Genomic DNA, 12,996 nt, shown 5'->3' on the forward strand with positions numbered 1-12,996 from the left:
GCATTCCCTGAGTCTGACGATAGTTAGATTATATAAGGCAGCAATTTTGTCACAGCTTGACCTGTATTCAAGCAGTCCCGCGTTACAATCCGCTCATACTGTGTGCTGCCGCTTATATTGAGCGGTATTGGCGAGGTTAAGGCAGTACAACTTTGTACGGCTTTACGGAGACCGATTGGTAAACACCGGCCTCAATGTACGGGTCTGCATCAGCCCAGGCTTGTGCAGACTCCAGAGAGTCGAATTCAGCAATCACCAAGCTGCCGGTAAAGCCGGAGTCGCCGGGGTCTTCGGTGTCGATGGCAGGATGCGGGCCGGCCACCAGTAGACGACCGTCTGCTTTTAACGCTTCCAGCCGGGCAAGGTGGGCCGGGCGTGCTTGTTTGCGCAGTGCCAGGCTGCTCGGTACGTCTTCGCTCATGATCGCGTAGTACATAGGGTGCTCCAATGTCGTTGAGGCCAGTGTTAGGGCGTGCAGCGCAAGGCTGATACACTGTTAGCCAGATTATTATCAGGAATGCTTGTGACTATACCTCAAGACCCGAAACCATGCATTGATCTGCATTGCCATAGCACCGCCTCGGATGGAGCTCTCGCACCGGCAGAGCTGGTTGCCCGCGCTATTGAAAAGGGGGTGAGCCATTTGGCTCTGACTGACCACGACACGATCGCCGGGCTGCCCGAAGCGAAAGAAGCTGCCACCGCGGGCGGACTGACGATGATTAATGGTGTGGAGTTGTCGTGTGTATGGCGAACTTACACCATTCATGTCGTTGGACTCGATTTTGACGAAACCAGTCCGGTATTCCTGAACGCTCTGTCTATCCAGAATGAAAACCGTTGGCAGCGTGCTCGCATTATTGCGGACAAGCTTTCCCGCCTGAAAGTGGATTCGCTGCTGGAGAAAGCAACGGCGTTGGCGGGGGGAGATGTTCCGGGCCGTCCGCATTTTGCTCAGGCTTTGGTTGATGCTGAAGTGGTCCCCAAAGTGGCTCATGCCTTTAAGCGTCATCTTGGTGCGGGTAAGCCTGGTGATGTGAAGGCCTGCTGGCCGGAGCTGAGTGAGGTAATTCAGTGGATTCGGGATGCGGGAGGCATTGCGGTTTTAGCGCACCCTCGCAAGTACAAGCTGTCAGCAACCCGGTTGCGGGAATTAGTGAGCGATTTTGGTAAAGCGGGCGGGCGTGCGATCGAGGTTTCTATTTCTGGCCAATCAAGTGGCGACCTGGGTTTTGTAGCAGAGCTTGCCAGACGTGAAGGATTGCTGGCCTCACAAGGCAGTGATTTTCATTTTCCGGGGGCTGCTTGGTGTGAGCTTGGCCGTATAACAAAAATGCCAGAGGGGCTGGAGCCCGTCTGGCATCATTTTCGTGAACCTGTTCGCGGGTAAATTACTCCGGCGCGTGGAACAACAGGTACAGGTCGGTCAGTGAGTCTGGAATGGCTTCTGCCATTCGGCTGGCAACCTGTTCATCTTCACGGGCGCGCTGGAAGTCTTCGTCTTCAAACAGGCCAGACAGTGTCAGGATCGGCACCATCAGGTCTGCAACTTCCTCTTCAGCGGCTTCTTCCATCCACTTGTCTTCGTTTTCCAGGAAGGTTTCCACAAAGCCCGCGCACCAGTTTTCCAGGGCGTTCATTGGGTCGCCGTCTTCGGGTTCGGGCAGTTCCAGTGCATGACCCATATCCAGAGATTGGGCCATGTCGCGGGTAAGACTGCTAACGCACTGAGCGAAGACTTCTGGCACTTTGCCATCGGGCAGGCTCTCGGAGCCTGTCGCCAGGCGGAAGATGTCTTCCACCTGCAGGTTGACCGGGCCGATCACACTGGCACAGACGGCTCCGTGCAGGCCGAAGAAGTCCAGGGCCTCATCGCCCCAAGGCTCTGCAAACAGAATGTCTTCCAATGCTTCGATGTCGGAATTGGTCAGCATAATCAATTATCCTCGGCCTTTTTGGCTGCTTCGGCCGCTCGCTGGCGCTTGCGGACTTCTCTTGGATCGTTGTAAGCGCGACCTGGCGTTACCGGCACGTCAATGGCGCTGGGTGCTTCCGTTTTGGCCGGTTCCGCTTTAGGCTCGGCTTCAACTTTAGCTTCAGGCTTCGGGTCTGCCTTAACAGTTGCCTTTGGCTGTTCGTTAGCTTCGGCTGGCTTCTCAGCTTTCTCAGCTTTCTCAGCTTTCTCAGCTTTCTCAGCTTTCTCAGCTGCAGGCGTCGCTGCTGGCTTTTCTTCCGGGGCAGTCTTGGCCTCTACTTCGGGAGCATCAGCGGGCTTGCTGGCTTCTTTTGCTTTGCTCTCGGCGACAGGGTCGCTGGCGGGCTCGGCTTTAGCTTCTTTAGCAGCCTGAGGCTTGCGCTGGCGTGGGGCTGGCTTGCGCTTCTCTGGCTTGCTTTCGGTGTCGCCTTTGTCTGCTTCGTTCGCCTTAGATGCCTTGGCTTCTTCTTTTGGCGCAGCCTCTTGATCGTTGGTCGCGGGCTTTGTTTCAGCCTTGGGTGCCTCAGCAGGCTTGCGATCGTCCGCTTTCGGAGCTTGCTCTGCGGACTGTTTCGATTGTGCAGGAGCTTCTTTTGCTTGAGTAGCGGTTTCTACAGCAGCCTGTGGCGTAGAAGATGGTTTTTCTTCAACGGCTTTTTCTGGCTGCGTGTCTTTTTGGTGTTTATCGCTACGTTCCGCTTTACGGGCGGCTGGAGTCGATGCCGGTGCTTCCGCAGGTGAGCCGTCACGGTTTCGCTGACGACGAGGTTTGCGGCGCTTGTCATCACCGGCTTTATCGTTAGCCGGGGCCTTTTGGCTAGGCTGATTGTCGCGGTTGTCCTTGGGGTCCTTCAGATCCTTCTGATCTTTGCTATCACGCTGCGGACGGTTGCGACCCTGGCCACGGTTCTGGTTGTCTTTGCGGCCATCACGACGGTTGTCATTGCCCTTGTTCTCGGAAGGCTTCTCTAGCGCGTTCTGGCGACCTTGAGCACCGCGATTCTGGTCGTCATTGCGGTTAGGTCGGTTGCGGTTGTTTTGGCGACGCTCGTTACCATTGCGATTGCCACCGCGCTGGTCATCACGAGCTACCCGGGACTTCCGGCGATCCTGACGGTCAGGGCGAGCCTGAGGGCGGCGATTGTTGCTGGTGTTCTTCGCGGCTTTGTTATTGCCGGAGGTGGTGTCTGCCTCGCCGCTAAAGAAGCTGGCGATCTTCTTGCACAGCTTGCGGAAAGAGCCCTCGTCGGCTTCCGTCGATTCGGTTTTGGCTGTCGCTTGAGCGGTAGGGGCCGGTGCGGGGCGAATGGCTTTTACGGCCGCTTGCTCACGGACGGGCTTCTCGGTGCTGGTTACTTCAACAACGGATTCTTCTTCACGTTCGTTGTATTCGTGAGCCACCTGATGGCTGGAAATGTGCTCGGGCGCGGTTTCGTCCTGGCGCATACGAATGATTTCGAAGTGCGGGGTTTCCATGTTGGGTACAGGTGCAACAACGATGGATACGCCTTGGCCTGCTTCGATGTCGGCCAGCTGCTTACGTTTTTCGTTCAGCAGGAAGGTGGCGACAGAGACCGGCACGATGGCACGGACTTCTGCGGTTTTTTCCTTGGACGATTCTTCATAGATCAGGCGCATGATACTCAGCGCCAGAGATTCGATGCCTCGGATGGTGCCTTGGCCTTCGCAGCGCGGGCAAACTTCACTGCGGGTTTCGCCGAGTGACGGGCGCAGGCGCTGACGGGACATTTCGAGCAAGCCAAAGCGGGAAATCTTGCCTACCTGAACGCGGGCGCGGTCAATTTCCAGCGCCTCACGCATCTTCTGCTCAACTTCGCGCTGGTGCTTGGCAGGTGTCATGTCGATGAAGTCGATGACAATCAGGCCGCCCATGTCGCGCAGGCGAAGTTGGCGAGCGATTTCTTCAGCTGCTTCGAGGTTAGTCTGCAGGGCGGTTTCTTCGATGTCGTGGCCTTTGGTGGCCCGAGACGAGTTGATATCAATAGAAACCAGGGCTTCGGTCGGGTCGATAACAATAGAACCACCGGAAGGCAGTTTTACTTCGCGCTGGAAGGCGGTCTCGATCTGACCTTCGATCTGGTAACGACTGAACAAAGGGATTTCATCTTTGTACAGTTTAATCTTGTTTTCGAACGTTGGCATGACGGCGCGAACGAAGCTCAGCACGTCTTCGTAAACGCTTTCCGAATCAATCAATACTTCGCCGATATCCTGACGGAGGTAATCGCGAACGGCGCGGATGATCAGGTTGCTTTCCTGGTGGATCAGGAAGGGGGCCTTGCGCTCGTCAGCGGCCTGGGTGATGGCTTCCCAGAACTGGACCAGATAATCGAGGTCCCACTGCAGTTCTTCGGTGGTGCGACCGATGCCGGCGGTACGAACAATGATGCCCATAGACTTGGGTACCTGTACGCCGTTCATCGCTTCTTTTAGTTGAGCGCGATCTTCGCCTTCGATACGGCGAGAGATGCCGCCCGCACGCGGGTTATTAGGCATCAGCACCAGGTAGCGACCAGCCAGAGAAATAAAGGTGGTCAGCGCTGCGCCTTTGTTGCCGCGCTCTTCTTTATCGACCTGAACGATGACTTCCTGGCCTTCAGAAAGCACGTCTTTGATGTTGATTTTGCCTTCGATCTGGCTGGGTGATTTCTTGAAGTATTCTTTGGAGATTTCTTTCAGGGGCAGGAAACCGTGGCGATCGGCGCCAAAGTCGATGAAGGCCGCTTCAAGGCTGGGCTCTACGCGAGTGATTCTGCCTTTGTAAATGTTGGCTTTTTTCTGTTCGCGGGTGCTGGATTCGATGTCCAGATCAAACAGTCTTTGGCCGTCTACCAGTGCTACGCGCAACTCTTCAGGGTGAGTTGCATTAATCAGCATTCTTTTCATGGGAAAAGTGAGTTCCTGTCGTTTGTTAAGACAGGAAACCGGAGACGTTCGCATCAGCGAATCGGGATTTGCGTGCCGCGGGCCCTGAATTAGCAGGGCAGGCCGGCGGCCAGACGAGTCATACCTTTACGGGTTTTGACCCTGTATGTCTGAAACCACCGCTGATTCTTTGGCTGCCTGACGGCAGAGAAAGATCGAATAGGGTGAGTGTCTGTTGACGCATAGTATCCGTTTTCAGGTTCACACAAACTCCTAGGTCTCACGTCGTGTTGGTAAGCTGACGGCCCGGTTTTGCGTGGCAGTGATTCTTCGTGATGTTCCCGTCCGACGGTTTCCCGGTCGGTTTTTTCTTCTCCCGAGGAGGTAGCAGCCACTCTATGGTCTGCCCTGTGCGTCGGGAGTTTGTCTCACGCCGGGCCCGGTAATGATTGGGTATTCGGCGTTCAATCTATTAATCAGTGTCGGTATACTGCTGCCGCTCCGGCTTCTGAACAAAATTCTTCAGGCCGTAGACAAACGGCAGAGCACGTCGGAATATAACAGCAAACCCGCAGCTGTACAATCCTGTATCCAAGCGCCCGGCGCAAGCCGGTATAAGGTATTTCATGTCACAGAAACCGGCTTCCCGGAAACACCCCAAAAAAGCCCGACCTGCGCAGCGTTCTGCAGAAAGTCGTGGTGATGCGTCCGGCTCGGTGGCGCAGCCAGTCGGGCAGGTGCAGAAGGGTGTTCAATTTGTTGAAGTTGATGCCGACATGGCAGGGCAACGAGTTGATAATTTTCTTCTGGCCCGGCTTCGCGGTGTGCCCAAAAGTATTGTTTACCGCATTGTTCGGAAGGGCGAGGTTCGAGTTAATAAAGGGCGCGTGAAGCCGGATACTCGGGTAAAAGAGGGGGATGTTGTTCGTATTCCTCCTATTGTTCAGCAGGCTAAGCCAGAGCAGCCGAAGCCGGGCGACCGGGTTCAGAATGTGGTTGAGGCTGCCGTGGTTTTCGAGAATAGCGACATGCTGGTGGTCAATAAGCCTTCCGGCATTGCGGTTCACGGTGGTAGTGGTCTGAGCTTCGGGTTGATTGAGGTGCTGCGCTCTTCTCGTCCGCAGGCAAAGTTTCTTGAGTTGGTGCACCGGCTTGATCGTGACACATCCGGTTTGGTTATGGTGGCCAAAAAGCGTTCGGCGCTGCGGTTCTTGCAGGACGAGTTGCGTCACAAGCGCATGCGAAAGCGTTATCACGCGCTTGTTATCGGTTCTTGGCCGAAAAAACTAACGCGCGTTGCCGAGCCGTTGTTACGCTACGAGATGCCGAATGGTGAGCGTCGGGTGAAGGTGAGTGCCGAGGGTAAGGAGTCGCTCACCTTATATAAGAGCCTGGCAGACTACGAAGGCTACAGCTTGGTAGAAGCGTCGCCGGTGACTGGGCGTACCCATCAGATCCGTGTTCATAGTGCATGGGGTGGGCATCCGATTGCGGGTGATGACAAGTACATGGATGATGCAAGCCTGAAGGCTTTCAGAAAGATAGGTGGTGAACGTTTGATGCTTCATGCACGTTCGCTGGAGTTCCGATTGCCGGGTACCGAGGAGTCTATGTTCCTCGAAGCACCGTATGATAAGGCTTTCGGAAAACTTATTGATCAACTAACTCGACGCAGTAAGGGTTCGCAGAAATGAACGTAAAAGCAGTGATATTTGATTGGGATGGAACGCTGATCGATTCTGTTGATCATATTGCCGAAAGCTTGCAGCAGGCTGCCATAGAGCTGGGGTATCCGAATCTGGAGCTTGAAGCCTATCGGGATATCGTTGGGCTGGGCATGATTGAGGCGCTTCACAAGTTGTATCCCGGCGTGAGCGATGAAGAGATTGTGCGCATTCGCGAGGGTTATGCAGGTTATTTTTTCAAGAAAGTAACGACGCCTCAGAATGTGTTCGATGGCATGGCGGATGTGGTTGCTGATATTCGCACGTCTGGCCGAGGCTGTTCGGTGGCAACGGGAAAAAGCCGGCGGGGGCTTGCGCAGGCGCTTACGACCAGTGGCCTGGGGCATCACTTTGATACTTCTCGATGTGCCGATGAAACCCGCTCGAAGCCAGACCCGTTAATGCTTGAGGAAATTCTCGAGTTCTACGGTTTTCAGCCAGAAGACGCAGTGATGATTGGTGATACCCATTACGATCTGGAAATGGCGAAACGTATAGGTATGCCTGCTATTGGTGTGGAGTGGGGTGCTCATTCAAGAGAAGTGCTGCTGGATTGCCAGCCTCATGCGGTGGTGAACTCGGTCGGTGATTTGCGCCGTGTCCTTGGGCTGTAAAGAGAGTTTTTAGGTGTTTGCGAGTTAAGGAATAGCTAATGAGTGATTCGGAATCGGGTAAGGGCGGTATTTTTGGCTCCAGAAAGCCGGCAATGCCGCCTGAGTCGAACCGCGACTGGAAGTTGATTGAAAAGCTGGTGATGTCGCTTCACGCGGAGAAAAGGCGTAGCCGACGTTGGGGTATATTTTTCAAGCTTCTCACGTTCGTTTATTTGTTTGCGCTGATTGTGATGATCCGGTCGCCAATTGGTGAGGGTATGGGAGTGGTGCCAGAGCAGCACACCGCGTTGATTGAGCTGAATGGCCCTATCGCTGCGGATGAACTGGCAAGTGCTGATAATTTGGTGGGTTCGCTGCGCGCTGCATTTGAGGCAGAAAACTCTAAAGCGGTGGTTATTCGGATAAACAGCCCGGGCGGTAGCCCTGTGCAGTCAGGCTATGTGTACGACGAGATCAAGCGCCTTCGGGAAGAATATCCCGATAAGAAAGTGTATGCAGTGATTGCGGATGTCGGTGCGTCAGGTGCTTATTATATCGCGGCAGCGGCCGACGAGATCTACGCGAACCGGGCGAGCCTGGTGGGTTCGATTGGTGTTGTGGCTGGCGGGTTCGGTTTTAATGCGTTGATGGAAAAGTTGGGTGTGGAGCGCCGTTTGTACACCGCCGGTGAAAATAAGGCGTTTTTGGATCCGTTCACTCCGGAGCGTGAAGAAGACGTAGAGTTCTGGCAGAGCGTGCTGGAGAACACGCACAAACAGTTTATTGCTGCTGTAAAAGAGGGGCGTGGCGACCGACTGGCGAACGATGAAAGGTTGTTCAGTGGTCTGGTTTGGAGTGGCGAGCAAGCGCTGGAGTTGGGCTTGATAGATGGCTTGGGCAGCAGTTCTTGGGTGGCCCGGGAAGTTGTTGGCGCTGAAGAGTTGGTGGACTACAGCCGCGGGCCTTCGCCATTTCAACAGTTTGTTGAGCAGTTAGGGGTGTCGTTTGGCGAAGGTGTGGCTGCACATTTGCTGGAGTCCCGGCTGGAGCTGCGCTAATCCGTGGCTGAATGATTATTTAGCGGGCGAGGAGCGGGTTTACACCGAATTCTCCGAGTAGGGCGGTGAGGGCAATGAGGGGTAAGCCGATAAGGCTGTTAGGGTCTTGGCCTGCCAGGCTACTGAATAGCGTAATGCCCAAGCCTTCCATCTTGAAGCTGCCCGCACAGTCGTAGGGCTTCTCTTTAAGAAGGTAGCCGGCGATCTCTTCTTGTGAGAGGTTCCGAAAGTTTACTGTGAACAGCTCGCAATGTGTTTTTAAATCGCCCGTTAGGGTGTCCAGCACTGCCAGACCGGTGTGGAACTTTACGCACTGGCCGCTACTGCGTGTTAGCTGTTCTACGGCTTTTTCGTGTGAGCCGGGTTTATTCAGTAAGCTTCCATCCGGCAGGGTGGCTACCTGGTCGGATCCGATAATGAGTGTGTCGGGGTGGTTCTCCGCTAGAGCTTGTGCTTTTTGAGTGGCCAAGCGCACGGCGAGTGCGTCAGCACTTTCTGCGGATTCGGGGCTTTCGTCGATGTCCGGACTGGCGCAATCAAAGGGCAGGCCGAGGCGTTCCAGAAGTTGTTTCCGATAAGGTGATGATGAGGCAAGCAAAATAGTGCGTTTCATAAAGGCCTGATTGCTGTGTGTTCATTGAGAGAATTGCCGGGATTATCGTAGAATACCCCTACTTAAACGGGAAGGCTTGCCATAAAAGCGATTAAGTCTTTGACAGCAGGCAGTCTCCTCCCTAAAATTGCGCGCCTATGACTAAAGCGCCGAACGCCGAACTTCCAAAATCTGTTGAGCCCATCCGGCTGGCGGAACAAAAAGCGACACTTGAGGGGGTAATTCCGCTCGAGGGTCTTGCTCGTTTTGGGGAAGCGGTAGGTGGCTCGCAAGAAGGCCGCGAATGCCACGCAAAACTGTCCTTTTATCAGGATGGTGAGCGCCGGAGGGTTGTATCAGGAGAGTTATCGGCTCCGGTCACTCTGGTGTGTCAGCGTTGTATGAACGACATGCAGGTCACGTTGACGTCGAGCTTTGATTTGGGTCTGGTCAGCAGTGATGAACAGGCTCAACGGTTGCCAAAAACGTTGGAGCCGTTCCTTTGTGAGGATTTTACGGCGGACTTGTGGGCAATGGTGGAAGATGAACTTCTTCTGGTGTTGCCTCCGTTCCCGCTTCATGAAAGGGATGAGTGCCCGGCGAAAGAAGACCTTGAAGCGCTGGAGCCGTCAAACGCTCCTGTCGAGCCCGAGGCAAAGAAAAGAGATGATAATCCGTTCAGCGTGCTGGCGGGTTTCAAGACGACTAAGCATTAACGTTTTCATAAATAGGTCAGGAGTTTAACCATGGCTGTACAGAAGAGTCGCAAGACCCGTTCCAAGCGCGGCATGCGCCGTTCACACGACGCGCTGCCAACTTCCGCGCTGTCTACTGATGCAACAACTGGAGAAGTTCATCGTCGCCACCACGTATCTCCGGATGGTTTCTACCGCGGCAAGCAGGTTGTTGAAGCGCGCGACGAGTAATACTCGACGCGATATCTTCTGACCTGTGTCGTATGGACGAGCGGTGAGTAATCCAATCACCATTGCCGTCGATGCCATGAGCGGTGATCGTGGCGCCGAGGTAGTCGTTCATGCTGCGCTGGAAGCAGTGCGTGAAAATGAGGCCTTGAGTCTTGTTCTGGTAGGTATCCGGAGCGAGCTCGAGGCCTTGTTGCATGGTGGGCATCCCAAAATCCGCATTGTTGAGGCGGCGGATGTGGTGCGCATGAATGAGCGCCCCTCCCATGCTCTGCGCCATAAGCGCAATTCCTCTATGGCTATCGCCCTTGGCTTGGTTCGTGATGGCGAAGCTCAAGGCTGTGTAAGTGCCGGAAACACCGGTGCATTAATGGCTTTCGGGCGGTCTTTGATCCGTATGTATCCCGGGATTGAACGGCCTGCTATCGCCAAACTTATTCCTTCTCTTCGTGGCCGTTGTCTGGTGTTGGACCTTGGTGCCAATGTCGATTCCAGTGCTGAAAACCTCTATCAATATGCGCTGATGGGTTCCTTGATGGCAACGGCCGTCTCCGAGCTCGCGGAGCCCCGAGTTGCCTTGCTCAACGTGGGTGAAGAGGAGATCAAGGGTAACGAACAGGTTCGCCTGGCATCGCACATGCTCGCCCAGTCCGACACTTTGAACTATATAGGGTATGTCGAAGGGAGCGACCTGTTTCGGAACGTGGCTGATGTTGTAGTCTGTGACGGGTTCGTTGGCAACATCGCGCTCAAAACGGGTGAAGGTGTTGCCGGGTTGCTGATTGAGTTGCTCGAGCAGGCATTTACACGCTCTGTTTACGGGCGCATGGTGGGTTTGTTGGCTCGACCGGTAATGGGGCGATTGTTGCAGTTGATGGACCCCTCCCGGCATAACGGTGCCAGCCTTTTAGGGTTGCAAGGTGTCGTTATAAAAAGTCATGGAAACGCCAACGAGCGCGCTATGTTGGCTGCGATACGGCAGGCAGTGTGCGAAGTGACTCACGAAGTTCCCCGCAGGATTAATGAGCGGCTTGATGACTTGTTGTTTTAGGTCATTTGAGACTAAAGTCGGCCCACATTAACTTACTTTATCGCGGATAATTGGCCTGGCTTGTACTATTGGCTAATCTCCTCCAATCCCCAATAACGATAAGATCGCTCCTATGAAATCAGCGTTTATTTTTCCCGGACAAGGTTCTCAGTCGGTTGGCATGTTATCAGGTGCTGCTGAAGCATGGCCGATGATCGCTGAAACCTTTAGTGATGCTTCGAATGTTCTTGGCTATGACCTCTGGCACGTATGTCAGAACGGTCCGGCTGACGAACTTAATCAAACAATGATTACCCAGCCAGTCCTTTTGACGGCCAGCGTTGCTCTGTGGCGCCAGTGGTTGGTATCCGGTGGTCCGCAGCCCAGCTTTGTGGCGGGCCACAGCTTGGGTGAATACAGCGCCTTGGTGGCTGCAGAAAGTCTCGACTTTGTTGAGGCTGTTAAGTTGGTGCAGCTGCGTGGCGAGCTTATGCAAGAGGCGGTCCCCGCTGGCGAAGGCAAAATGGCCGCTATACTTGGGCTGGATGATGCTGAAGTGATTGCGGCCTGTGAAGAGTCTGCGCAAGGCGATGTGGTTGCTGCGGTGAATTTTAACGCGCCGGGGCAGGTGGTTATTGCCGGTTCTTTGGCTGCGGTAGAGCGAGCCATTGAAGCGTGTAAGGCCCGCGGTGCTCGAAAAGCCATGCCTTTGCCGGTCAGTGTGCCGTCTCATTGTGCTTTGATGAAGAGCGCAGCCGAAGAGTTGGCGGATGCCTTGGACGATGTGCGTTTTAACGATGCTGTCATCCCGGTAGTGCAGAATGTTCATGCAGGTGTTGCGACAGACGCAGATACATTGAAATCGAACTTGCTGAAGCAGCTCTACTCGCCGGTGCTTTGGACAGATTCAATCCGTACGCTGACCAGCGAGGGTGTCGGAGTAGCGGTTGAGTGTGGTTCAGGTAAGGTTTTGGCCGGCTTGGTCAAGCGTATTGAGCGTGGCTTGCCAGTGCATGGTATTGAAGATCCTGATTCTATGGCGGGTGCAATTGAAGCACTGAGCCAATCCTGATAAACGGAGTAGGTTATGTCGTTGGAAGGCAAGGTAGCGCTGGTTACCGGGGCAACCCGGGGCATTGGTAAGGCCATTGCTCACGAATTGGCGCGCTTGGGTGCCGAAGTTATTGGTACCGCAACAAGTGCTGAAGGCGCTGACTCTATCTCGGAAGGGCTGAAAGCGGCCGGTTATAATGGCTACGGGCTTGTAATGGATGTAGCCGATCCGGACAGCATTGATGCCGGTTTGAAAAAAATTGCAGAGAAATCAGGCGCACCGCTGATTTTGGTCAATAACGCGGGCATTACTCGTGATAATTTATTGATGCGTTTGAAAGATGATGACTGGTCAGCGGTTTTAGAAACCAACTTATCCAGTGTTTACCGCACCAGCAAGGCGGTGTTGAGAGGCATGGCTAAAGCGCGCTGGGGTCGGGTGATTAACGTCAGTTCAGTGGTTGCCAGCATGGGGAATCCGGGCCAAGGCAACTATTGTGCGGCCAAAGCAGGCGTTGAAGGTTTCACTCGCAGCTTGGCGAAGGAAATGTCGAACCGGGGAATTACCGCGAACTGTGTAGCTCCGGGGTTTATTGATACCGATATGACTAAAAAACTGGACGAAAAGCAACGTAACGCTATGCTGGAAATTATACCTGCAGGGCGTTTGGGAGAGCCGGAAGAGATTGCTTCCGTTGTGGCCTTCCTGGCATCTGAGGGTGCTGCTTACGTTACAGGTGAAACGATTCATGTGAATGGCGGCATGTACATGGGGTAAGGCCCTTGTCGGGCAGTAATGCAACCCCTTGTCGTACAACATGTTTAACTGATTGCCCTGCTTGTCTGCAGGTAGGGTTTAAACTAAACTGGCAATCATTGAGTTGCTTGGTTGACACTAAAGTGAGGACATTATGAGTACAGTTGAAGAGCGCGTTAAGAAGATCGTATGTGAACAGTTGGGCGTTAAAGAGTCCGAAGTTCAGAACACATCTTCTTTTGTAGAGGATCTTGGCGCTGACTCACTGGACACTGTTGAGCTGGTTATGGCCCTTGAAGAGGAATTCGAAACTGAAATTCCCGATGAAGAAGCCGAAAAGCTGGGCACGGTTCAGAACGCGATCGACTACATCGTCGCGCATACCTGATACTCTGCTGATCAGAT

Annotated in this window: 14 protein-coding genes; 10 read left to right on the forward strand and 4 right to left on the reverse strand. The window is 54.1% G+C overall.

All coding sequences use genetic code 11. The features are described 5' to 3' along the window. Nucleotides 1-136: 136 nt before the first annotated feature. On the reverse strand, nt 137-436 hold the full coding sequence (locus tag DOQ08_RS03125; protein ID WP_114333430.1) for a YciI family protein: 300 nt from the start codon (nt 434-436) through the stop codon (nt 137-139). Nucleotides 437-523: 87 nt separating this feature from the next. Here DOQ08_RS03125 and DOQ08_RS03130 point away from each other — a divergent pair, with 87 nt between their 5' ends. After that, nucleotides 524-1,390, forward strand: a complete 867-nt coding sequence (locus DOQ08_RS03130) for a PHP domain-containing protein (RefSeq protein WP_114333431.1) — start codon at nt 524-526, stop codon at nt 1,388-1,390. 1 nt (nt 1,391) lies between these two features. On the opposite strand, the gene DOQ08_RS03135 is transcribed toward DOQ08_RS03130, so the two are convergent. Then, nucleotides 1,392-1,934 (reverse strand): YecA/YgfB family protein, encoded by a 543-nt coding sequence (locus DOQ08_RS03135; RefSeq protein WP_114333432.1) that lies wholly within the window; start codon nt 1,932-1,934, stop codon nt 1,392-1,394. A 2-nt stretch (nt 1,935-1,936) separates the two neighbouring features. Further along, on the reverse strand, nt 1,937-4,882 hold the full coding sequence (gene rne, locus DOQ08_RS03140; protein WP_114333433.1) for a ribonuclease E: 2,946 nt from the start codon (nt 4,880-4,882) through the stop codon (nt 1,937-1,939). A 605-nt stretch (nt 4,883-5,487) separates the two neighbouring features. On the opposite strand from rne, the gene rluC reads away from it, so the two are divergent. The 3 genes from rluC (at nt 5,488) to DOQ08_RS03155 (ending at nt 8,236) form a co-directional block, all read left to right on the forward strand. Beyond that, nucleotides 5,488-6,555 (forward strand): 23S rRNA pseudouridine(955/2504/2580) synthase RluC, encoded by a 1,068-nt coding sequence (rluC, locus tag DOQ08_RS03145; protein WP_114333434.1) that lies wholly within the window; start codon nt 5,488-5,490, stop codon nt 6,553-6,555. Further along, nucleotides 6,552-7,199, forward strand: a complete 648-nt coding sequence (locus tag DOQ08_RS03150; RefSeq protein ID WP_114333435.1) for an HAD family hydrolase — start codon at nt 6,552-6,554, stop codon at nt 7,197-7,199. Before rluC ends, DOQ08_RS03150 begins: the two co-directional genes overlap by 4 nt. Before the next feature lie 92 nt (nt 7,200-7,291). Continuing rightward, nucleotides 7,292-8,236 carry a S49 family peptidase gene (locus DOQ08_RS03155; protein WP_227537512.1) on the forward strand — a complete coding sequence of 315 codons (945 nt, stop codon included), beginning with the start codon at nt 7,292-7,294 and terminating at the stop codon, nt 8,234-8,236. A gap of 19 nt (nt 8,237-8,255) precedes the next feature. Here the strand turns inward: DOQ08_RS03155 and DOQ08_RS03160 are convergent, their stop codons facing one another. Continuing rightward, complete coding sequence (locus DOQ08_RS03160; protein WP_114333437.1) at nt 8,256-8,849, reverse strand: Maf family protein; 594 nt, start codon at nt 8,847-8,849, stop codon at nt 8,256-8,258. Nucleotides 8,850-8,986: 137 nt separating this feature from the next. Here DOQ08_RS03160 and DOQ08_RS03165 point away from each other — a divergent pair, with 137 nt between their 5' ends. From DOQ08_RS03165 to acpP, 6 genes are all read left to right on the forward strand, one after another. Beyond that, nucleotides 8,987-9,544 carry a YceD family protein gene (locus DOQ08_RS03165; protein ID WP_114333438.1) on the forward strand — a complete coding sequence of 186 codons (558 nt, stop codon included), beginning with the start codon at nt 8,987-8,989 and terminating at the stop codon, nt 9,542-9,544. A gap of 30 nt (nt 9,545-9,574) precedes the next feature. After that, nucleotides 9,575-9,754: a 50S ribosomal protein L32 gene (rpmF, locus tag DOQ08_RS03170; protein ID WP_114333439.1), complete on the forward strand. Its 180-nt coding sequence runs from the start codon at nt 9,575-9,577 to the stop codon at nt 9,752-9,754. 43 nt (nt 9,755-9,797) lie between these two features. Further along, entirely contained in the window at nt 9,798-10,802 is a 1,005-nt protein-coding gene (gene plsX / locus DOQ08_RS03175; RefSeq protein ID WP_206074764.1) for a phosphate acyltransferase PlsX, read from the forward strand. Nucleotides 10,803-10,914: 112 nt separating this feature from the next. Continuing rightward, nucleotides 10,915-11,853: an ACP S-malonyltransferase gene (fabD, locus tag DOQ08_RS03180; RefSeq protein WP_114333441.1), complete on the forward strand. Its 939-nt coding sequence runs from the start codon at nt 10,915-10,917 to the stop codon at nt 11,851-11,853. A gap of 15 nt (nt 11,854-11,868) precedes the next feature. Beyond that, nucleotides 11,869-12,612, forward strand: coding sequence for a 3-oxoacyl-ACP reductase FabG (gene fabG / locus DOQ08_RS03185; RefSeq protein WP_114333442.1), 744 nt, complete (start codon nt 11,869-11,871; stop codon nt 12,610-12,612). 133 nt (nt 12,613-12,745) lie between these two features. Beyond that, complete coding sequence (gene acpP, locus DOQ08_RS03190) at nt 12,746-12,979, forward strand: acyl carrier protein (RefSeq protein ID WP_114333443.1); 234 nt, start codon at nt 12,746-12,748, stop codon at nt 12,977-12,979. Nucleotides 12,980-12,996 lie beyond the last annotated feature (17 nt).

Source organism: Marinobacter litoralis (assembly GCF_003336705.1).
Taxonomy (GTDB): Bacteria; Pseudomonadota; Gammaproteobacteria; order Pseudomonadales; family Oleiphilaceae; genus Marinobacter; species Marinobacter litoralis.